20 protein-coding genes are annotated in these 21,022 nt (G+C 67.9%); 10 read left to right on the forward strand and 10 right to left on the reverse strand.

What is annotated here, in order from left to right:
- Positions 1-28: 28 nt before the first annotated feature.
- From M1D55_RS05865 to M1D55_RS05875, 3 genes are read right to left on the reverse strand one after another with little or no spacing between them, the layout of a single operon-like run.
- Complete coding sequence (locus tag M1D55_RS05865; RefSeq protein WP_006576952.1) at positions 29-298, reverse strand: phosphopantetheine-binding protein; 270 nt, start codon at positions 296-298, stop codon at positions 29-31.
- Positions 285-1,061, reverse strand: coding sequence for a lysophospholipid acyltransferase family protein (locus M1D55_RS05870; RefSeq protein ID WP_064576644.1), 777 nt, complete (start codon positions 1,059-1,061; stop codon positions 285-287). The genes M1D55_RS05865 and M1D55_RS05870 overlap by 14 nt, the downstream gene beginning before the upstream one ends.
- Positions 1,054-1,818: a beta-ketoacyl synthase chain length factor gene (locus M1D55_RS05875; RefSeq protein WP_456280364.1), complete on the reverse strand. Its 765-nt coding sequence runs from the start codon at positions 1,816-1,818 to the stop codon at positions 1,054-1,056. The genes M1D55_RS05870 and M1D55_RS05875 overlap by 8 nt, the downstream gene beginning before the upstream one ends.
- Before the next feature lie 567 nt (positions 1,819-2,385).
- Between M1D55_RS05875 and M1D55_RS05880 the strand changes: the two genes are divergently transcribed.
- Positions 2,386-4,185: a methyl-accepting chemotaxis protein gene (locus M1D55_RS05880; protein ID WP_456280365.1), complete on the forward strand. Its 1,800-nt coding sequence runs from the start codon at positions 2,386-2,388 to the stop codon at positions 4,183-4,185.
- Positions 4,186-4,296: 111 nt separating this feature from the next.
- Here the strand turns inward: M1D55_RS05880 and M1D55_RS05885 are convergent, their stop codons facing one another.
- The 3 genes from M1D55_RS05885 to M1D55_RS05895 form a co-directional block, all read right to left on the reverse strand.
- Positions 4,297-4,776 (reverse strand): carboxymuconolactone decarboxylase family protein, encoded by a 480-nt coding sequence (locus tag M1D55_RS05885; protein WP_006576587.1) that lies wholly within the window; start codon positions 4,774-4,776, stop codon positions 4,297-4,299.
- Between the two features lie 104 nt (positions 4,777-4,880).
- The gene (locus M1D55_RS05890) at positions 4,881-5,699 is read right to left on the reverse strand and encodes an RNA polymerase sigma-70 factor (protein WP_456281313.1); all 819 of its coding nucleotides are present in this window, start codon (positions 5,697-5,699) and stop codon (positions 4,881-4,883) included.
- A 286-nt stretch (positions 5,700-5,985) separates the two neighbouring features.
- Positions 5,986-6,678 (reverse strand): putative glycolipid-binding domain-containing protein, encoded by a 693-nt coding sequence (locus tag M1D55_RS05895; RefSeq protein ID WP_456280366.1) that lies wholly within the window; start codon positions 6,676-6,678, stop codon positions 5,986-5,988.
- 785 nt (positions 6,679-7,463) lie between these two features.
- Between M1D55_RS05895 and oxlT the strand changes: the two genes are divergently transcribed.
- Positions 7,464-8,789, forward strand: a complete 1,326-nt coding sequence (gene oxlT, locus M1D55_RS05900) for an oxalate/formate MFS antiporter (RefSeq protein ID WP_006576590.1) — start codon at positions 7,464-7,466, stop codon at positions 8,787-8,789.
- A gap of 146 nt (positions 8,790-8,935) precedes the next feature.
- Positions 8,936-9,523 (forward strand): LysE family translocator, encoded by a 588-nt coding sequence (locus M1D55_RS05905; RefSeq protein ID WP_456281314.1) that lies wholly within the window; start codon positions 8,936-8,938, stop codon positions 9,521-9,523.
- A gap of 24 nt (positions 9,524-9,547) precedes the next feature.
- Here M1D55_RS05905 and M1D55_RS05910 read toward each other — a convergent pair whose 3' ends face one another.
- Together M1D55_RS05910 and M1D55_RS05915 are read right to left on the reverse strand one after the other, a co-directional pair.
- Positions 9,548-10,402, reverse strand: coding sequence for a helix-turn-helix domain-containing protein (locus tag M1D55_RS05910; protein WP_456280367.1), 855 nt, complete (start codon positions 10,400-10,402; stop codon positions 9,548-9,550).
- Between the two features lie 48 nt (positions 10,403-10,450).
- Positions 10,451-11,368 (reverse strand): LysR substrate-binding domain-containing protein, encoded by a 918-nt coding sequence (locus M1D55_RS05915; protein ID WP_456280368.1) that lies wholly within the window; start codon positions 11,366-11,368, stop codon positions 10,451-10,453.
- Between the two features lie 167 nt (positions 11,369-11,535).
- On the opposite strand from M1D55_RS05915, the gene M1D55_RS05920 reads away from it, so the two are divergent.
- Together M1D55_RS05920 and M1D55_RS05925 are read left to right on the forward strand one after the other, a co-directional pair.
- Positions 11,536-11,934, forward strand: a complete 399-nt coding sequence (locus tag M1D55_RS05920) for a RidA family protein (protein WP_006576593.1) — start codon at positions 11,536-11,538, stop codon at positions 11,932-11,934.
- Positions 11,931-13,070 carry an oxidoreductase gene (locus tag M1D55_RS05925; protein WP_456280369.1) on the forward strand — a complete coding sequence of 380 codons (1,140 nt, stop codon included), beginning with the start codon at positions 11,931-11,933 and terminating at the stop codon, positions 13,068-13,070. The genes M1D55_RS05920 and M1D55_RS05925 overlap by 4 nt, the downstream gene beginning before the upstream one ends.
- Positions 13,071-13,131: 61 nt before the next feature.
- On the opposite strand, the gene M1D55_RS05930 is transcribed toward M1D55_RS05925, so the two are convergent.
- On the reverse strand, positions 13,132-13,497 hold the full coding sequence (locus M1D55_RS05930) for a TraR/DksA family transcriptional regulator (RefSeq protein ID WP_043441772.1): 366 nt from the start codon (positions 13,495-13,497) through the stop codon (positions 13,132-13,134).
- Between the two features lie 233 nt (positions 13,498-13,730).
- Between M1D55_RS05930 and M1D55_RS05935 the strand changes: the two genes are divergently transcribed.
- The 5 genes from M1D55_RS05935 to M1D55_RS05955 are packed head-to-tail and all read left to right on the forward strand — an operon-like array spanning position 13,731 to position 20,593.
- Positions 13,731-15,194: an MFS transporter gene (locus M1D55_RS05935; protein WP_006576596.1), complete on the forward strand. Its 1,464-nt coding sequence runs from the start codon at positions 13,731-13,733 to the stop codon at positions 15,192-15,194.
- On the forward strand, positions 15,191-16,780 hold the full coding sequence (locus M1D55_RS05940) for an FGGY family carbohydrate kinase (RefSeq protein WP_456280370.1): 1,590 nt from the start codon (positions 15,191-15,193) through the stop codon (positions 16,778-16,780). The genes M1D55_RS05935 and M1D55_RS05940 overlap by 4 nt, the downstream gene beginning before the upstream one ends.
- Entirely contained in the window at positions 16,777-18,456 is a 1,680-nt protein-coding gene (locus M1D55_RS05945; RefSeq protein ID WP_023263760.1) for a glycerol-3-phosphate dehydrogenase/oxidase, read from the forward strand. Before M1D55_RS05940 ends, M1D55_RS05945 begins: the two co-directional genes overlap by 4 nt.
- On the forward strand, positions 18,453-20,003 hold the full coding sequence (locus M1D55_RS05950) for an FAD-binding oxidoreductase (protein WP_006577411.1): 1,551 nt from the start codon (positions 18,453-18,455) through the stop codon (positions 20,001-20,003). Before M1D55_RS05945 ends, M1D55_RS05950 begins: the two co-directional genes overlap by 4 nt.
- Before the next feature lie 5 nt (positions 20,004-20,008).
- Positions 20,009-20,593: a glycerol-3-phosphate responsive antiterminator gene (locus M1D55_RS05955; RefSeq protein ID WP_023263759.1), complete on the forward strand. Its 585-nt coding sequence runs from the start codon at positions 20,009-20,011 to the stop codon at positions 20,591-20,593.
- A 26-nt stretch (positions 20,594-20,619) separates the two neighbouring features.
- Here M1D55_RS05955 and M1D55_RS05960 read toward each other — a convergent pair whose 3' ends face one another.
- Positions 20,620-21,021: a hypothetical protein gene (locus M1D55_RS05960; protein WP_456280371.1), complete on the reverse strand. Its 402-nt coding sequence runs from the start codon at positions 21,019-21,021 to the stop codon at positions 20,620-20,622.
- Position 21,022 lies beyond the last annotated feature (1 nt).

Genomic DNA, 21,022 nt, shown 5'->3' on the forward strand with positions numbered 1-21,022 from the left:
GGTTGCAACGGGGCTCGCGACAGCTACCTCAGGCAGGCTCCGGCGTGCGCTGGGCCGCTACGAATCGCGCCAACGCCGCGACGCTGCTGAAATGCTTGCGCATCTCCTCCTTGTCGCCGCTCATCGCGACACCGTAGCGCTTCTGCACGGCCAGCCCGAGTTCTAGCGAGTCGATCGAGTCAAGGCCAAGCCCCTCGACGAACAGCATCGCATCGCTGTCGATGTCCGCCGGGCGGATATCTTCCAGCGACAGCGAGGCAACGATCAGTTCCTTGATTTCTTGTTCAAGCGCCTTCACGGCGTACCTCCTGGATAAAAAACTCTGCCAACGCGCGCGTGACGTCGCGCACCGCCTGCATCGGTTCGGTATCGGGAGCGACCCAGTGTTCGACAGGCACGTCCTCGTGCACATGGAGCACGAAGCAGGGCCGCCGCACTGGCACCCGATACCACTTCTCCCCTTTGGTCAGAGTCGGCGGCGTGCAGCGGATCGTCACAGGCGTCAACGCAAACCCGCCCCGCACGGCGATATTGGCCGCGCCCCGCTGCAGACGCGGCAGGCCGCACGGGTCGGTACGGGTTCCTTCGGGGAAGATGACCAGATTGTTGCCTGCGCGCAGCGACGCAATACATGCATCGACCATGCCCGGACCAGCGTCGTTGCAGACATAACCGGTGGCGCGCACCGGACCACGCGTGAAGGGATTGCGCATCAGCGCGGCCTTGACCACGCAGTCGGCTCGCCGCACTTGAGAGATCAGCAGCACCACGTCGATCAACGACGGGTGATTTGCCACGATGAGCAGGCCGGAGCGTTGCAGACGCTCCGCATGTCGAACCTCGTAGCGGATCACGCCGACCGTTGCCATCAGCCAGACGAACAGTCGGAACACATGGTGGATCAGGTTCTTGCAAGCACGCTGGCATACCGGCGACGGCCGCAGCAGCAGCGACAGCAGCGGAAACACCAGCACGCGCAGCGCCAGTCCACCCACCCCGAAGCACGCGAAACATATGCCGGTCGCACAAATGCGCCAGCCGCGATCGAGCCGCTCAACCATGATGCCGCCAGGTCCAGCTGCGACCGCCGCCGCGATGGCACAGCACCGCGGATCGCGCCAGCATGAAGCGAAGTACCTCGAGCCCGTGCGGCAGCGGCACGCCGGTATTGCATGGCGATTCGACGTCGACAGCGTGACGGGGACCCAATGGTTCGTCCCCATCGCATGTCAACGACCAGCGCGGCGCATCGGCGCCTGGCGCAGCAATGCGCCAGGCCCAGGCATACAGTGCCTGCGGCTCATCGGCGAACATCGCGTAGGACGGCGGCAGCGGCGCGTCGTAACACACCACCAGCACTTCCTCGTGGCCATCGGCCAGCAGGGCGCAGGCTTCAACCAATGCGGTCTCGGCGGTCTCGCGGCCGGCCGCGATCGCCTGCAGCACCGCCGGACGCCGCTGGTCGATCGAATGGAGCGCGCCGATCGCGTTGTGAACCGACAGGCCGAAGCTGGTGGGCGACAGCGGCGCGCCGGCGGCCAGCTCCTCGAGCATCAGCGCAGAGCGGGAAACTTCGCCATGGCGCGAAGCGAAAACTGCGGGGATGTCCGCCGGTGCCTCGCACGCGTAGGCGGCATGGAGGGCCACGCGGCCCAGTTCACCGAGCCGGCGCCGCAGCATCGGGGCCATGCCCGCCACCGCCGGCACCTCGCCATCCGGGGGAAGCCATGGCGCGCGGCTCCATGCCTCCCATTGCCGGGCGGTATGCAGTTGCGGCGCACACGCGGCCCAGCCGCGGATTGCGAATTCACATGCCATGCGAGGTGTTGGATATACCGACAGACGGCGCGCAGCGGCCCACGGGCGCGCGAAGGCGTCCGGGCCGACTTGCCGTATGCCGAAACTTGGTGCGGATGAGGAAGCCGATTGGCGCTGCTAGCGGTTATCGACGGCTTTGCGCAGACCTTGAGGCTTCCCGCGGCAGCGCGCCGGTCAAGGCTGCCCGCACGTTGGCACGCGCGGGCATGGCGATGGCGCTGACTGCGGGCGACCGACCCCGTATCGATGTCGGTCGCGAATTGACGCTCCCCTTGTTGACCTTACCCGTGTTCTTTTGATTTTCGAAACCCGCGATTGTATTACCAAAGTACATCCGGTCACTCCCCCCGACAGGAGTAGTCACCACGCCGATGCCCCGCGAACCGCTGCCGGGGCGTACCGCGCGGCCTCGCAAACTGCCTCTCAAATCACATTTGTATTTCCCTGTCAAGCCGAGGGTGAATATCCGCCGCTGCGCGCCGTTAGCCGCGCATGCGCCGCCGCGAGTGTCCCCGAGGGGCCGTTGGCTCCCCCTTGCAACGGCGCCATTTCCTGGAATTGCTTCGTATGTTCTCCTCCATCCGCTCGCGCATCGTGGCGCTGTGCGTGGCTATCGTCGTGGCCGCGCTCGCGGTCAATGCCGCCATCAACTATGTGGTCGCCGACTCCTACAACGACACGGCGATCGACGATTCGCTGACCGCGCTGCAGGCGGGCCATGCCGGCGCGATTGCCGACTGGGTCGACAGCCATGGCCGAATGATTGCGTCGCTGCGCGATGCGGTGCTGCAGGCCGACCCGTCCGCCGCGTTGAAGCAGGTCGCGGACGCCGGCGGCTTCACCAACGTCTATGTCGGCTATGACGACAAGCGGGCGATGTTCTCCAACCCGACCGGCATTCCGCCGGGCTACGATCCGACCGGCCGCCCGTGGTATCGCCAGGCCGCCGCCGCGGGCAAGCCGGTGGTGACGCCGCCCTATGTCGATGCCGGCAGCGGCAAGCTGGTGGTGGCCTTCGCCGCGCCCGTGATTGCCGACGGCGGCGTCAAGGCGGTGGTGTCGGGCGACGTGGCGATGGACCGCGTGATCGCCAACGTCAAGGCGATCCACCCGACGCCCTCGAGCTTCGGCATGCTGGTGACGCAGGCCGGCCTGATCGTGGCGCATCCCGATGACAAGCTGACGCTCAAACCCGTCGCCGATCTGGTGCCGGGCCTGGACGCCGCGCGACTGGCCGCGCTGCTGACGGCCGCCGCGCCGACCGAAGTGCAGGTCGGCGGCGCCGCCAAGCTGCTGCGCGCCCGCGCGATTCCGAACACTGACTGGATCGCGGTGATCGCGCTGGACAAGACCGAAGCAACCGCCGGCATGCGTTCGGTGCTGATGGCCTCGGCGCTGACGCTGGTCGTCATCGCGCTGGCCGCGGCCGCGCTGGCCGGCATGGCGACGGCGGCCTCGTTCCGCCGCCTGTCGCAGGTGCGCGACGTGATGGATGCGATCGGCTCCGCCGATGGCGACCTGACGCGGCGCCTGCCGGCCGACGGCAAGGACGAGGTCGCGCAGATCGCCCGGGCCTTCAATACCTTCGTCGACAAGCTCTGCACCGTGATGCGCCAGATCCGCGATGCCAGCGAATCGGTGCGCCATGCGGCCGACGAGATCGCCGCTGGCAACCTGGATCTGTCGCAGCGCACCGAATCGGCGGCCGCGAGCCTGCAGCAGACCGCCGCGTCGATGGAGCAGATCACTGCCACCGTCGCGCAGTCGGCCACCTCGGCCAGGCAGGCGGACAATTCCGCGGTCGCTGCCTCGAAGATCGCCTCCGAAGGCGGCGTGGTGATCGGCGAGGTCATCGGCACGATGGACAAGATCGAGCACGCCTCGGCCAAGGTCTCCGACATCATCGGCGTGATCGAGGGCATCGCCTTCCAGACCAATATCCTGGCGCTGAACGCCGCCGTCGAAGCGGCCCGCGCGGGCGATCAGGGCCGCGGTTTCGCGGTGGTCGCCGGCGAGGTGCGCGGACTGGCCCAGCGCAGCGCGCAGGCGGCCAAGGAGATCAAGACGCTGATCGAGTCCACGGTCGGCGAGGTGGCCTCGGGCTCGGGCCAGGTGCGCAGGGCCGGCGAGACGATGACGGCGATCGTCGGCAATGTGTCGCAGGTCAGCACGGTGATTTCGGAGATCTCCAGCGCCGCGGTCGAACAGACGCGCGGCATTCAGGAGGTCAACCAGGCGGTCGGCCAGCTCGACGAGATGGTGCAGCAGAACGCCGCGCTGGTCGAACAATCGTCGGCGGCCGCGTCAGCGCTGCAGGCGCAGGCGAACAAGCTGGCGGGCGCGGTGGGGCTGTTCCGGCTGGCGTGAGGATGTTCGGGTCGTTCCCGCGAACGCGGCAACCCAGCGTCTTTTGAAGCCGCTGGGTCCCTGCCTGCGCGGGGACGACGGAGCGGTTTTTCCAGTGTGGCCGGTGGGCCGTTATTCGAGCCCGGCCTTGTCCAGTCCGAACATCTTGTCCGCCGAACCCGGCACCGTGCGGAACGCGACGTTGGCGCGGTTCCAGCCGTTGATGCCCATCACCGCGAAGGTCAGGTCGGACAGCTCCTTCTCCGACAGCTGCTCGCGCACCCGCGTGTAGATGTCGTCCGGCACGCCGTGCGGCGGCAACTGCGTCAGCGTCTCGGTCCATTCCAGCACGGCACGCTCGCGCGGCGAGAACAGCGCCGACTCGCGCCAGATCGCGACATGGTAGAGGCGCAGTTCGCGCTCGCCGTGCAGCTTGGCTTCCTTGACGTGCATGTCGAGGCAGAACGCGCAGCCATTGAGCTGCGAGGCGCGGATCGACACCAGGTCGAGCAGCGATCGTTCGATGGCGCCGCCATCGATGGCCTGGCTGAAGTTCAGATAGGCCTTGAACAGTTCGGGCGATTGCTGGATGTAGTTCAGGCGTTGGGTCATGGCTTTCTCCTGGTCCAAATGGGTGCGCACCGGGGGGAGCGCGGCGGTTATCACGGCGGCGGCCATCGGCCACGCGCCCCTGAAATGAACGAACATGCAGGCGCTCAGCAGGCGCCGCGCGCGAGCGCGATGCGCAGCAGCTTGTCGGGATTGCGCTGGGCGTGGATGCGGACGATGCGCTCGCCGTCGGTCTCGTAGCACTGCGCCGATTCCAGTTGTCCGTCGACAAAGCGCAGCAAGGCCCAGTCGCCATTGAGCAGTGCCAGTTCGACGCTGACCGCAGCGCCGGGGCGCTGCGCGCTGACCGCGAACACCTTGGCGATGCGCCAGCCGCCGACCAGCGGCTTGGGGAAGCTCGGCACCTTGCCGCCGCCATCGCCGATCAGCTCCGCGTCCTCGGCCAGCATCGACTGCAATGCCGCCATGTCGCCGCGCTCCATCGCCTGGGCAAACCCTTGCAGCAGACGCAGATGCGTCTCGCGCGGGACGGCGAAGCGCGGCCGCTCGTCGCGCAGCTGCACCTTGGCGCGGCTGACCAGTTGGCGGCAGGCGGCCTCGCTCTTGCCGATCGTGCGGGCCACGTCCGCGTAGTCGGCGTCGAAGACTTCGCGCAGCAGGAAGGCCGCGCGCGCCTCCGGGGTCAGACGTTCCAGCAGCATCAGGAAGGCCACCGACAGGTCGTCGGCCCGCTCGGTCAGCTGCTCGGGGGTCGCGGGCGATTCCGACAGCTCGGGTTCCGGCAGCCAGATGCCGGCGTAGTGCTCGCGCTGGACCTTGGCCATGCGCAGCCGGTCGATCGATAGCCGCGTCGTGACGGTGACCAGCCACGCCTCGGCGTTGTCGATGCCGCCGCGGTCGGCCTCATGCCAGCGTAGCCAGGCGTCCTGCACCACGTCCTCCGCTTCCGCCACCGTGCCCAGCATCCGATAGGCGATGCCGTGCAGGCGCGGCCGCAGCCGGGCGAAGGTCAGCGTGGCGGGATCGGCGGGCGCGGCGGTGGCGGCGGTGGCGGCATAAGCGGCCGGGTCCGGCCGATCGCGGGTATCGGATGGGCGGGTCATCGCATTCCAGATCGTCAAGGGTCAATGCCATGGCGCAACCGTCGCGCGACCATGGCGCCGCTGCGGTGCCGGCGTGGCACTGTAGCAGCCAGTCACACACAAGACGTCTGGCGAGGCCCGTTTGTGACAGCGCCGTGCTGCCGAAGGGTCAGGGTCCGCTTGCGGCCAGCGCCCGTGCCGCCGGCATCCGGTCCCAATACGGGGGATAGCCGATGACGAGGCCCCCGGCATCGACCGTCAACTCGGCGGTGAACGACGAATCCTGGCCGTGGTAGCCGCCCAGGCCGCTGCCGGCCTGCTGACGCTCCCCTGCGGGCCCGAGCGTCTCATAACGGAAGCGGCGGCAACCGTCCGTGTCCACGGCCAGCAAGGTGTAGCGCTGCCGGACCGGCTCGACCCGCAGTTCGGGCAGGCGGACATAGGCCATCGTGAAGACCTGGGCGACGCCCGGCTCCCAGCTGGCGTGGCACACCGGCAGCGTGTTGGTGATCGGGGTGGCCATGATGTCGATATAGCCGGCCTCGGCAAGGTCGTCGCGCGGACCTTGCTCATCGGTCCACTGCCTGCCGTCCCACGCCAGCTCCAGGGCCCGCGTATCGCCCTGGTACACGGTGCGGGCCTCGAGCCGGACAAAGCGCCAGTCCGCCTCGCACTCGAGCCGATAGGCCAGTTCCAGCGGGCCGTCGTCCCACTGGGCCTGGACCCGCCCTTCGACCCGTACGCGATCCGCGGTGCGGGTTACGGCGGCCACATCGAGGCCGGTGCGGGTCAGCCAGGACCACGCGACCAGCTGGACGTCGGCGGATTGCGGAGTGCCGCCCGGGGATGCCGATGGATTCATGATCGCCCTCCTTTGTGCAGACAGGCTTGGGCAGGCGCGGTCTTCTGTCATGGGCCGCGTGCCCTCGCCATCGAGAGCGTCAATCTACCGCGATACCGGCAAGCCGGCGATGCGCAATCGGCATTGGTGGCGGTTATTCATGGTGCCGGCGCGCCTCCGCCGATAATGACATGCAATATCGTCCGGAAAATGGCGAGCGAAAAAACAAATCAAATCAATAATCTTCCCGGCAGCACTCCCGGCGGCATCCAATATTGCGCCGCATCACCATGGAAACCGCATCGCCAGATATTTTCAACGGGCAATCATTTTATTTTCCATAATCATTCGCCATCCATCTGAAGCGGCGCAGCATAGTGATTTCCGGAATGAATCCCTGCTGGTGAAAACCCTGCCATCCCTTTCACTTGACTTAATTGATATATCACATACCTTGTAACCCATCGCCACACCCAATGCGAGCGGGGCGATGTCCGTGATGGCAACCGGCACCCCAACAGAGGGACACCAACGGCAGGAGGAATGCATGGAAAACGATTCGACCGGGTCGTCCATCGCCGCCAGATCAGTTTAAGCAAGCCCGCTTCGCCCCATCCTTCAGTTCCGATCGCGCCTGCCGCCGCCGGCAGCGCAATAGCGCAGGGTTTTTTGTTTCAGGAGCGGATGTGTAACGGACATAGAAGCCAACGACACAGGAGACATTGAAATGCTAGCGACGATATCCCAGCCGAGGTGCGGTACCGCACATTCGGACAGGCAGGATCAAACGATTGAAGGAGTGCGCCATGAATAATTCGTCGACGGCGGCATTCCGCCCCAATCCACAGGTCTCCGAAAAGACGCGCTGGACACAGCTGATCGTTGGCGTCATCTGCATGGTCGCCACCGCCAACATCCAATACGCCTGGACGCTGTTCGTCCCGGAAATCCAGGAAACCTTCGGCTGGTCGCGCGCCAATATCCAGATCGCCTTCACGGTGTTCGTGCTGGTGCAGACCTGGCTGGCGCCGATCGAGGGCTATTTCATCGACAAGTTCGGGCCGCGGATGATGGTCGCCTTCGGCGCCTTGCTGATGGGTAGTTCGTGGGTCATCAACTCGCAGGCCACCACGCTGATGGGCTTCTACGTCGGCGCCGCGGTCGGCGGGCTTGGCGTCGGTTCGATCTACGCGACCTGCATCAACAACGCGATCAAGTGGTTCCCCGACCGCCGCGGTCTCGCGGTCGGCCTGACCGCGGGCGGTTACGGCGCCGGCTCGGCCGCCACGATCCTGCCGATCGCGGCGATGATCGAGTCCTCGGGCTTCCAGCACACCTTCCTGTTCTTCGGCGTGCTGCAAGGCACGCTGGCGTTCGCGGCCGCCTGGTTCCTGCGCTCGCCGAAGGCAACCGAGGTCAAGGCATCGAACAAGCTGGCGCAGGCCACGCGCGACTACACGTTGAAGGAAGCGCTTTGCACCAGGCTGTTCTGGCTGATGCTGGTGATGTTCGTGCTGGTGGTCACCGGCGGCATGATGGCCGTGGCACAGCTGGGCGTCATCGCCAAGGACCTCGGCGTCAAGGACTTCCAGGTCGACCTGCACTTCTTCGTGATGGCCGCCCTGCCGCTGGCACTGATGCTCGACCGCGTGATGAACGGAATCTCGCGTCCGCTGTTCGGCTGGATCTCCGACCATATCGGCCGCGAGAAAACCATGGTGATCGCCTTCTCGCTGGAGGGGATGGGCATCATCGCGCTGGGGTACTTCGGCCACAACCCGTATGCCTTCCTGATCCTGTCCGGCGTCGTGTTCCTGGCCTGGGGCGAGGTCTACTCGCTGTTCTCCGCGCTGGCCGGGGATGCCTTCGGCACCAAGCACATCGGCAAGATCTACGGCGTGCTCTATACCGCCAAGGGCATCGGCGCGCTGTTCGTGCCGATCGGCAACCTGATCATGGAGGCAACCGGTACCTGGTCTACCGTGCTGTACACGGTGGCCACCATGGATCTGATCGCGGCCTTCCTGGCGCTGATGGTGCTGCGGCCGGTGCTGGCGGGGCATGTGGCGACATCCAGACGGCTGTTCTCGAAGGAGGAGGCGGCGGCAGCCGGCACGCAGGTACCCGCCTGATCGATCTCCACCCCGGCACACGCCGGAACTGATGCGGGCTTCTTCGGAAGCCCGTTTTTTTGCCGAAGCAGTTTTGTTCAATACAGCGGCCCATGGCCGCTTCTAGCATGCGCCATCGTCCAATCCGGAGCGCAACGATGGCCTCTCTGCCCCTGCTGCTGTCCATGGCCGCCTTTGCCCTGGTCTCCTCGATCACGCCCGGGCCGGTCAATATCGTGGCGCTCAGCGCCGGCGCGCAGCACGGCCTGCGCGCGAGCCTGCGTCATGTCACCGGCGCGACCGTCGGTTTTTCCGTGCTGCTGCTGTTGGTCGGCCTGGGCATGCATCGACTGCTGACGCAGTGGCCCGCGCTGACGACGGCGATCCGCTGGGGTGGCATCGCCTTCCTGCTGTTCATGGCGTGGAAACTCGCTACCGACGAGGGAGCGATCGAGGCAAGCGGCGGCGGCAAGGGGCCGTCGTTCCTGTACGGCGCCGCGATGCAATGGCTCAATCCCAAGGCCTGGCTGGCGTCGGTGGCCGGCATCGGCGTCTACGCGGCCGATGGCGCCGGCGTGCAGGTGTGGCGCTTCGCGGCGATCTATTTCGTGGTCTGCTATCTGTCGATCGCCTGCTGGGCCTATGCCGGGGCGTTCCTGCGCGGTTATCTGCGCGATGCACGCCGCGTGCGCATCTTCAATCGCGCGATGGCGCTGCTGCTGGTCGCCAGCGCCCTGTTTCTGGTCGAGCGTTGAAGCCCCGTCGGCCGCGAGCCGGTCTCAGCGCATGCGCTGATATTGCGCCGGCGTGGCGGCGACCATTCGCTTGAACACCCGTTGCAGGTGGGCCTGATCGGCGAATCCCGCTTCCAGAGCGACATCCGAAATCGCGCGCCCCCGCTTGAGCTGGCTGCGGCTGAATTGCACGCGCCGATTGACCAGATAGGCGTGCGGCGTCAACCCATAGCGCTGCTTGAAGGCGCGGATCAGATGCGATTCCGACAACTGCGCGGCGGCGCAGATATCGCCAAGCCGCAGCGGCCGGGCGAAATTGGCGTCGATATATTCGGCGGCGCGCCGCAGCCGATATACCGGCCAGTGCCGATGCGCTCCGTTCTCACCGGTATCGGAAGACCGCGGCCTCGGCGCTGGCAGAAGACGCCGATGCACCTCCGAAAAAAACGCAATGGCAGCCTCCTCCTTGCGCATCGGCTCGATGCCCTCGTCCGTCAGCAAGGCATGGAAGCGGCCCAACGCGCGATGCAGCGCGGCATCGTCGCTGACCCGCGTCGAAAACGCCTGGAAGTCGCTGTTGCGGTCGAAGCCCAGATCGTGCTGCAGCGCGCCCAGCCAGCCAGCGTCGACATGCAGCATCCGATACGACCACGGCGCATCGTCGAGCGGATTGCAGGCGTGCACCTCTTCGGGATTCATCAGCACGACGGCCCCGGCACCGACACCGGCGCGCATGCGGCCACTGACGTAGACGCTGCGGCCGCCGGTCACCGCACCGATCGAGAAGGTCTCGTGCGAATGCGCGCCGTAGCGGATGCGGCGGCCGTCCTCGATCCAACGCGCCTCGATAAACGACAGGGAAGGATCGCGCCAGAACACCGGCGTCGCTGTACTCGTCATCGTCGGTTGCCCGTTTGTCAGGAGTGCTCAGATTGCATGCGCGCCATTCTAGCCGGGCGTCAAGGCCGTTTCCGGCGGTACGGCGCCAAACTCGGCGTGAACCCAGTCGCGCACCAGCCGAGTGGCTGGCCGCTCTGCCGCGCGGGGGCTGTAGACCAGGTCGTAGCGGAAGCTCTGCAGCGACAATTCGAACGGCTGCACCAGCACGCCGGAGGCCAGTTCTTCGGCGACCAGCGTCAGGCTCAGCAAGCCGACGCCCTGCCCCGCGATGGTGGCCTGGATCGCGTGGATCTCGTCGGTGAAGGACAGCCCCGACGACCCGTCGACCCCGTCGGCGCCCGCGCGTTCCAGCCAGTGCGGCCAGACCGCGGCGCGCGGGTCCTGCCGCACGCCGGCGCCCCATTCGAAATGGATCAGCTCGGCGTCGCGCAGCTCGGCCAGCGACGACAGCTTCAGATGCGGGCTGCAGACCGGCGCGAAGCGGTCCTGGAACAGCGGCTCGACCGTCAGCCCCGGATAGTGGCCGCCGCCATAGCGGATCGCCACGTCGGCATCGCTATCGAGGTCGACGACGGCGTTCGACGCATCGAGCCGCAGCGTCCAGTCCGGATGCGCGGCGCGAAACGACCCTGCGCGCGGCGCGAGCCGCTTGGCGACGAAGGCCACCGTCGACGACAGCGTGGCGATATTGGCCGCGCGCTGCCGCTGTACCGCCGCTACGGCACGCTCGAAGCCATCGAGCCCGTCGCGGATCGCCGGAAACAGCAGCCGTCCGCTCGCGGTCAGGCCGACCTTGCGCGTTTCGCGCTCGAACAGCCTGACCCCGAGCCATTGCTCCAGCAGACGGATCTGGTGGCTGATCGCCGTCGCGGTCACGTTCAATTCGTCGGCCGCCCGCTTGAAGCTCATGCGCCTGGCGGCCGCCTCGAAGGCGCGTAGCGCGCTCAGTGGAGGCAGGCGCCGCATGATGTCGTCACGGATGAGCCAAACTCATCCATATCCTGAGATTTGACCATTTGTCGGCTCTGCATGGGATCACGATACTGGGACCATCCTCCGCGGGACAACGCGATAGTGACTGCGATGGCCGCCTGACGGATGAAATTCCCTCAACTTTACCCTGGAGTCTCCCCATGCTGCTCGAACAAGTTCGCACCAACCCCGATCCGTACGCGCCGTTCCTGCTGTCGCAAGGCATCCGCGTCGGCAACCTGGTCTTTATCTCGGGGCAGGCCGCCATCGGCGACGACGGCAACATCGTCGGCCGCGGCGACTTCGACAAGCAGGCCGAGCAGGCCTTCCGCAACCTGCAACGCGCGCTCGAAGCCGCGGGCTCGAGCCTGGACCGCGTGGCCAAGGTCACGATCTTCCTGAAGTCGATGGACAACTTCGGCAAGATCGTCGCGCTGCGCCGCAAATGGTTTTCGGCGCCCTACCCGGCCGACACCATCGTCGAGATCTCCAGCCTGTATTCGCCCGAGGCGCTGATCGAGATCGAGGCCATCGCCGTGGCCGAAGGAGAGCCGGCATGAACGCCCAGGCACGGCCGACGCTGTTCGATCGGCTCGATATCAACGGCATCGCCCTGCCCAACCGCCTCGTCGTTGCGCCGATGACGCGCATCAGCGCGACGCCCGAGGGCGTACCCACGCCGGTGATGGTCGACTACTACGCGGGCTTCGCGCGCGGCGGCTTCGGGCTGATCGTCACCGAAGGCACCTACACCGACCGCGCCTATGCGCAGGGCTATGCCGGGCAGCCCGGCCTGACCGACATCGAACAGGCGCGCGCCTGGCGCGCGGTCACCGACGCCGTGCACGATGCCGGCGGCCGCATCTTCGTGCAACTGATGCACGCGGGCGCGCTGTCGCAGGCCAATCGCTTCCGCGACGAGACGGTGGGCCCGTCCGCCATCACGCCAAAGGGCAAGCAGATGGGCGTCTATCGCGGCAACGGGCCCTATCGCACACCCCGCGCGATCGAGCCGCACGAGATCGACGCGGCGATTGACGGCTTCGCCGAGGCGGCCCGGCTGGCGAGGGACATCGCCGGCTTCGACGGTATCGAGATCCACGGCGCCAACGGCTATCTGCTCGACCAGTTCCTGACCGACTACACCAATCGGCGCAACGATGCCTGGGGCGGCGCCATCGGCCAACGCATCCGGCTCGCCGAGCAGACCGCGCGCGCCGTCCGTGCCGCGGTCGGCGACGCCTTTCCTGTCGGCGTGCGCATTTCGCAAGGCAAGGTCAATGACTTCACGCACAAGTGGGCCGAGGGAGCCGAGGGCGCGGCGATCGTGTTCGGCACGCTGGCCGCGACGGGCATCGACTTCCTGCACGTGACGGAGTTCGAGGCCTGGCAGCCTGCCTTCCCCGGCGACACGCGCACGCTGGTCCAGCATGCGCGGCTTGCCGCGCCGCATCTGACCGTGATCGCCAACGGCAGCCTGCACGATCCGGCGCGAGCGCAAGACGCGCTGGCCGATGGCGCCGACCTGGTCGCGCTGGGCCGCGGCGCGCTGGCCAATCCCGATTGGCCGATGCGCGTGGCGAAAGGCGTCGCACCGCGTGCCTTCGATCCCGCGCTGCTGTCGCCGTTCGGCGAGATCAAGCCCGCGGAACTGCAGGCGCGACAGGCCCTACCAGCGATGGCAGTGATGGCCTGAGCGGTGGCAGCCGTCCACTTGCGCTCCCGCTCGCGTGCACGGGCAGGCGCGAGCCGGCGGCCTACGTGGCGAACGTGCGCTCGCGCCGTTCCTGGCACGGCGCACAGCGAGTTGCCGTCGGATTGGCGAGCAGGCGCTCGTACGGAATCTCCTGCTCGCAGTCCTGGCAGACGCCGTATTCGCCGGCATCCATGCGCTCGCGCGCCTGCGCGATGTCGTCCAGTTCGCCGCGGTAGTGCTGTTGCAACGCGGCGCGGTCGAGCTCCTCGTTGACGCCCTCGGCGGTGTCGACGAGGTCCTGCGGCTCCCTGGCCGGGTTGCTGGATGGACGGTCGCGCCCCTGCTGATAGAGCGGCTGCAGTTCCCGCTCGCGCGCGTCCAGCCGTCCGCGCAGCGCGGCCAGTTGTTCCGGGTTCAGATGCGACATGTCGCCCTCCATCTACGTGTCGTCTCGGCCGTCGCCGAGCCGTGCATACGTGATCGACATCCCGGCTTTCCCGCCGTTCCCGAAATGGCGCCGGCAGGGTTTTCCCGCTTGACTGATCAAGTCCGACGGCCTACATTGGCCGAGCAGATTCAGATAAGAGACCATCTGTAGGATGGTCTCTTAGCGCGTGCAGTTTGCTGCGGCCTCTTACAGAACAATGAAAGGAGACCGCCGTGCAAGCGCCTGCCATCCGCCTTCGTGGCATCGACGATGTCATCGCCTATATCGATTCCTGTCCAGGTATACGGGGCAGAGCCGGCCTGATCTGGTGGCTCGCACTCGGTGGACTGTTTCTCGACGCCTTTTCCAATTCCGCATTGAGCGCCGGCCTGGGGCCGATGACGCGCGATCTCGCGCTCGCCCCGGCACAGGTCGCGCTGTTGACCTCGTTCGCCTCGTGGGTAGCGATCGCGTTCAATCCGATCGGCGGCTGGATGGCCGACCGCTGGGGCCGCGTGCGCCCGCTGGTGCTGGCCAAGGTGCTGGCCGTGGTCGGCGCCGTGCTGGTCGTATTCGCGCCGACCTTTGAAGTGATCCTGGTCGGCCGCTTCTTTGTCGGCGCCGCCTACGGCATCGACTTCGCCATCGCGATGGCCGTGCTGGCCGAGTTCACGCCGGTCAAGCTCAAGAGCCGGCTCAATACCTGGCAAGGCATGTGGTACACGGCCGTCTGCACCAATCTGCTGCTGGCGCTGCTGTTCCACTCGTGGCAGGTCGGCGACGCGATCTGGCGCTACTCGGTGGCGGCCACCGCGATCTTCGGCGTGGCGATCCTGGTGCTGCAGCTGCTGTTCCTGGTCGAGAGCCCGACCTGGCTCGCCCGCAAGGAACGGCTCGACGCCGCCGCGCAGGCCATGACGCGCATCTATGGCCGGCCCTTCACCGCTGCGCCGCCGGCCGAACGCATTCCGGTGTTGAACCAGGCCCGCCGCGGCCTGGCCAATGTGCTGCTGATCTTCCGCGGCATCTATCTGCCGCGCACGATCCTGGCTGCGACCGTGCAGATCGGCCAGTCGATCCAGTATTTCGCGATCGGCTGGTACCTGCCGCTGATCAGCGCCGCGCTGTTCGGCAAGGACTTCGTCTACGCGACCATCGGCGCGCTCGTCTTCAACGTCTGCGGCATCGTCGGCGGCTTCCTGTCGCCGACGATCGGCCGCAAGCTGGGCCTGCGCCGCGCCTCCGCGTTCGGCTTTGCCGCGGTGTTCGCCATGCTGCTGGTGCTGGGCCTGTTCAACGGCAAGATGCCGCTGTGGGTCGCGGTGGTGGTGCCGTCGCTGTTCATCCTGTTCCATTCCGGCGGCCCGGGCGCCAACGGCAAGAGCCTGTCGTCGCTGTCCTTCCGCAGCGAGCTGCGCGCCGGCGCCAACGGCGTGATCGGCGCGCTCGGCGCGATCGGCGCCGCGCTGGGGCTGCTGGTCTTCCCGCTGTTCCGCGCCGAGTACGGGCTGGAGAAGACCTTCCTGATCCTGTCGGTGGTGCCGCTGATCGCCAGCGTGATTTGCTTTGCGATCCGTTGGGATCCGACCCGCACGGCCGTCCATCCTGACAACGAGGCCGATGCCCCGCAGTTCCGCGGCGACGCGGATGCGGCCTCGCCCTTCCTGAATCCCGCCATCGAGAAGTCCCGGCCATGACCCGCACCACCGACGTCATTCTCGCCATCGACGAAGGCACCTCCGGCACCCGTGCCGCGCTGGTCGGCGCGGACGGCCATGTCTCGTGCCTCGAATACACGACGCTGAACGTCGATTCGCCGCGCCCCGGCGTGGTCGAGCAGGATGCAAACGTGCTGCTCGACAAGACGCTGGCGGTGTGCCGCGCGACGCTGGCCCACGCCGATCGTCAAGGACTGCGCGTGGTGGCGATCGCCATCGCGACGCAGCGCGCCACCGCGGTGCTGTGGGATACCGTCACCGGCCGCGCGCTGGTGCCAGCGATGGTGTGGCAGGACACGCGCTACGCCGCCGAACTGGATCGCCTTGCCGCCGACTGGGATGCGAAACTGCGGCCCACCGTCGGCCGCCCGGCCGGCGTGCGCTCGCCCTATCTGTGGGCCGCGCGGCATCTGCGCGAGACGCCGGCGGTCGCGGATGCGTGGCGCGCGCGGCGGCTCGCCTTCGGCACGATCGACAGCTGGCTGCTTTGGCATCTGTCGAGCGAGCGCGCCGTCGTGACGACGCCGACCAACGCCACCTCGTGCAGCGCCTATGTGCTTGCCGAGCACCGCTATCGGCTCGACTGGCTCGATGCGCTGGGCTTTCCCGCCGAGCTGCTGCCCGCGCTGCGGCAGGACGCCGACGACTTCGGCCGCACGCGTGCCGACCTGCTCGGCATCGACGTGCCGATCCTCGCCTGCGCCGGCGACCAGCTGGCCGGTGCGGTCGGTCTCGGCTGCCTGGACGCCGGCCAATCGATGTGCCTGCACGGCACCGGCAGCTTCGTCGACCTGATTGTCGGCCCCACGCTGCCCGCCGCGATGGGCCGCTCCGACAGCACGCTGACGATGACCGCGCGCCGCCACGGCGGCCAGTCGCACTTCTCGGTCGAGACGTTCGTCGCCACCACCGGCTCGGCGCTGAACTGGATCTGCGACAAGCTGCACTGGTTCGACGACGCCCGCCAGATCAGCGCGCTGGCGGCCGGCGTGTCTTCTGCCGGCGGCGTGACCTTCATCCCCGCCTTGACCGGCCTGCGCGTGCCGCGCATGGAGCCGGCCGCGCGCGCGGCGCTGAACGGCATCTCGATGGCGACCACGCAGGCCGAGATCGCCTACGCGATCCTCGACGGCATCGCCCATTCGGTCAGCTCGTGCATCGAGGCCAACCGCGACATGGCAGGCGTCGAGGTATCGAGCCTGCTGGTCGGCGGCGGCTTGTCCGGCAGCGACGCGCTGCTGCAGATGCAGGCCGATCTGACCGGCCTGCCGATCCTGCGCATGAAGGAGACCGACCGCGCCAGCCTGCGCGGCATCGCCTTCCTTGCCGGCTCGTCCGGCCTGCTGTGGGACGACCTGCGGCAGGCCCGCGCCACCACCGCCGCCGACGCGGTGTTCGAGCCCGCGATCGGCACCGACGAGCGCGAGCAGCGCCGTTCCCTGTGGCATGCGCGTGTCGCATCGGAGCTGGAGCACGTCGATGCCGTCGCCCATGTCCACGCGCAGGCCCACGCCCGCGCCACCGCTTCATCGCCCGCCAACAACAAGGAGAAGCAATCAGCATGATGGTTCTGCCATCCCGAAGCGCCGGCCGCGCGCGTGCCGCCATGGCCAGCACCGAGCCCCTGCGGCTGGATCGTCAGGAGCAGCTCGACCGGCTGCACGGCGAGCCGTTCGACGTGCTGGTGGTCGGCGGCGGCGTCACCGGCGCGTACACCGCGCTCGACGCCGCGCTGCGCGGCTACCGCGTCGCCCTGGTCGAGAAGGACGACTTCGCCTCGGGCACCTCGTCCAAGTCGTCGAAGATGGTGCACGGCGGCCTGCGCTATATCGAGCACGGCAATCTCCGCCTGGTCCGCCATTCGCTGCTGGAGCGCCAGCGGCTGCGCCGCAATGCACGGCATCTCGTGCAGCGGCTGCCGTTCCTGTTTCCGGTGATGGAGCGGGACGGGGTGTTCGACAAACGCCTGGCCAAGGCCTTCGACAGCCTGCTGTGGACCTACGACCTGGCCGGCGGATGGCGCGAGGGCATCCTGCACCAGAAGCTGACCAAGGCCGAGGTGCTGTCGCACTGCCCGACCTTCAACGAGCAATACCTGACCGGCGGCTTCATGTACTTCGACGCGCGCGTCGACGACGCCCGGCTGACGCTCAATATCGCACGCACCGCGGCCTTCCATGGCGCCGCCGTGGTCAACCACGCCCGCGTGGCCGAGATCACGCGCGACAGGCATGGCAAGGTCGACGGCGCGATCGTCCAGGCCAGCGAACGCGAGATCCGCGTGCGCGCCGGCGTGGTGGTGATGGCGACCGGCGTCTGGCTGCGCGACTGGACCGGGCGCAAGGCCGGCGAAGCGAAGACGCTGCATATCCGGCCCGCCAAGGGCGTGCACGTCGCGATCCCCTGGCTGAAGATCCGCAACGACTGCACGGTGACGATCCCGGTGCCGGGCCGCAATCGCCGCGCCACCATCACGCGCTGGGGCAACGTCTCTTACCTCGGCACCACGGACGAGGACTACGAGGGCGATCTCGACAACGTGCTGTGCACGCGCAGCGAGCTCGATTTCCTGCTCGAGGGGGCACGCTCGGCGTTGAAGACCGACCTGCAGCCCGAGGACGTGGTCGGCAGCATCGCGGGATGCCGCCCGCTGGTGGCCCCGCCCGGCGGCAAGACGCTGGAGATTCCCCGCGATCACGACATCCGCATCGCCGACGACGGGCTGGTGACCGTGGTCGGCGGCAAGCTGACGACCTCTCGCCATATGGCCGAGCAGACGATCGACGCGGCGCAGAAGGTCATCGGCAAGCGCGCGGCCTGCCGCACGAAATCGGCCTGGCTGCTGGGCGCGGCGGGCTACGACGCGCAGGCCATCGTCGCCTCGGGCGGCCTGTCCGCCCATCTCGGCGAGCGCTACGGCACCGAGGCGCGCTTCGTCAGCGACCTCCTGCAGGCCGATCCGCGCCTCGCGCGGCCAATCGTCGAGGGCCTGCCCTACACCGAGGCCGAGGTCGTCTACGCGGCCCGCCACGAGCTCGCGGCGACCGTCGACGACGTGCTGTCGCGCCGCATGCGCGCCCGCCTGATGGCGCGCGACGCCTCCGCGCGTGCCGCCGCGCGCGTGGGCCAGCTTCTGCAGGCCGAACTCGGATTGTCCGAGGGGGCCGTGGCACGGCAGGTCGGGGACTACCTGGACGCCATTGCCGTCGAAAAATCCGTACTCATGGGAGATGCAGCATGATCAGCAAGGAAGCCATCAAGCGCGGCTACAACCGCGGCAACTACGTGGTGGGCGCGCACACGCCGCCAGGCTACGCCGCCACCATCGCGCAGACGCCCGATGAGCCGGGGCTGCAGCGCGAAGCCGTGACGGTCGACGCCGCGGCGCTCGCGGCGCTGCGGCAGGCCGCCGACGAGGTGCTGACCGATACCGGCAGCGTGGTCGCGTGGACGCGCGACTGGTGGGCCGGTTCGATGATGACCGAGACCGCCGGCAAGCCCGCCACGCCGCGCGCGGCGATCGTGCGCGTGTCCACCGTCGAGCAGGTGCAGGCGGTGATGCGCATCGCCAGCGAGCGTGCCATCCCGGTGACGGTGTCCGCCGGCCGCAGCAATGTCACCGGCGCCGCGCTGCCGGTGCGCGGCGGCATCGTGCTGGACGTCTGCGGCCTGAACCGGCTGCTCGGTTTCGATCGGGACAGCCAGATCGTCGAGGTCGAGGCCGGCATGTTCGGCGACATCTTCGAGCAGACCATTCAGCGCGAATACGGCATGACGATGGGCCACTGGCCGTCGTCCTACGCCATCAGCACCGTCGGCGGCTGGGTCGCGTGCCGCGGCGCCGGCCAGCTGTCGACGCGCTACGGCAAGATCGAGGACATGGTGTTCGGCATGGACGTGGTGCTGGCCGACGGTCGGCTCGTCACCGTCGGCGGCTATTCGCGCGCGGCGCTCGGGCCGGACCTGCAGCAGCTGTTCATCGGCTCGGAGGGCACGCTGGGCGTGATCGTCCGCGTACGGCTGACGCTGCATCGGCTGCCGGACCACGGCCGTGCCATTGCCTATGGCTTCAAGACGTTCGCGATCGGCCTGGAGGCCTGCCGGCAGATCCTGCAGCAAGGCGGCAATCCGGCCGCGCTACGGCTCTACGACGAACTGGAGAGCGGCGTGCAGTTCGGCCTGCCCGACACCAATGTGCTGCTGGTCGCCGACGAAGGCGCGCCCGAGGTGGTCGAGGCAGTGATGGCGATCAGCGAACGCGTGTGCCGCGAGCTCGGCGAGCCGCTGGACAGCGACGCGATCTTCGAACGCTGGCTCGATACGCGCTACCTGACCGGCAAGAGCGCCGAGGGCTTCAAGCGCAGCCCGGGCTTCGTCGCCGACACGCTGGAGATGTGCGGGCCGTGGAGCGCGCTGGCCGATATCTATCGCGACGTGGTCGCCGCGATCAATGCGGTGCCGGGCACGCTGGCGGGCTCCGCGCATCAGTCGCACGCCTATGTCGACGGCGCCTGCCTGTACTTCTCGCTGCGCGGCGACGTGGCGGTCAAGGACCGGCAACGCTGGTATCGCGCCGCCTGGGATGCGGCCAACGCGGTGCTGATTCAATACAATGCCGCGCTGAGCCACCATCACGGCATCGGCCTGCTGCGCGCTCCGTACATGGCGCCGTCGCTGGGCAGCGCGTTCCCGCTGCTCGAGGCCGTCAAGCGCGCGCTCGATCCGCACAACATCCTGAACCCCGGGAAGCTGGGCCTGACCGACGCCCTTTCCCACGAAGCCCGATAGACGCCATGGATAAATCCCTCGGTGCACGCCTGATGCGGCATCCCGTCATTGCCACGCTGTACGGGGTCGAACAGGTCGGCGCCTTTGTCGACAGTGCGGCCGAGGTGTCGATCGTCGCCAACGTCGAGCTGCGCAAGCTGCAGCCGGTGATCGCCACGCTGACGCAGGCCGGCAAATACGTCATCGTCAATATCGACAGCTGCGAAGGGCTGTCGCAGGACAAGGGCGGCGTCGACTACCTGGCCGACATCGGCGTGGCGAGCCTGGTCTCGACCCGCGTGGCCACCATCCAGCGCGCCAACCGCGCCGGCATGGTGACCATGCAGAAGGTCTTCGTGACCGACCGCTCGACCTGGCCGCGCAGCGTCAAGGCGCTGGAGCAAAGCGACCCGAATCTCGTGCAGATCATGCCGGCGCCGATGCTGGCACATCTGCCCGAGGCGGACCGCAAGGGGCTGCCGCCGATCGTCACCTCGGGCTTTGTCTGCAACCAGGACGACATCCGCAGCGCGCTGGCCCACGGCGCGGTCGCCGTATCGACCAGCGACCGCACGCTGTGGCATCTGGAGCCGAAGGCGCTGAAGAGCTGACAGGACCGACCCGGGCCGGCGGCACGCTACTGCATGCCCGGCGGCAGCTGCGGCGCGTGCACGGACACCCAGCTCCCGTTCTCGTACTTCTTCCAGTTGTCGCCGGCGTCACGGGCGTACAGTCCATCTTCCAGGATCATCAGGCGGGTCGGATGGGGCGCGACGGGCGGCGGGCCGGCCGTTTCGGGACCCTCGCCTTCGATCACGCCTTCGGCCGCGCCCTCAGCGCCCTGGGCCACGCTTTCTGCCGCCGATACCGTATCCGGCGGCGCGGTCGGCGGAGCATCGGCCAGCGCGCGCTGCGCCGCCTCGCTCAGCCGTGCACCCTCGTCCGGCGAACCCCCTCCGCATCCCGCCAGCGCCAGCGGTATCACCAGCAGCGGCGCGGCGGCCGGCAGCATCCGTGGCAAACGAGCGATTCTTCGCATG

It is taken from the genome of Cupriavidus sp. JZ107 (assembly GCF_053903255.1).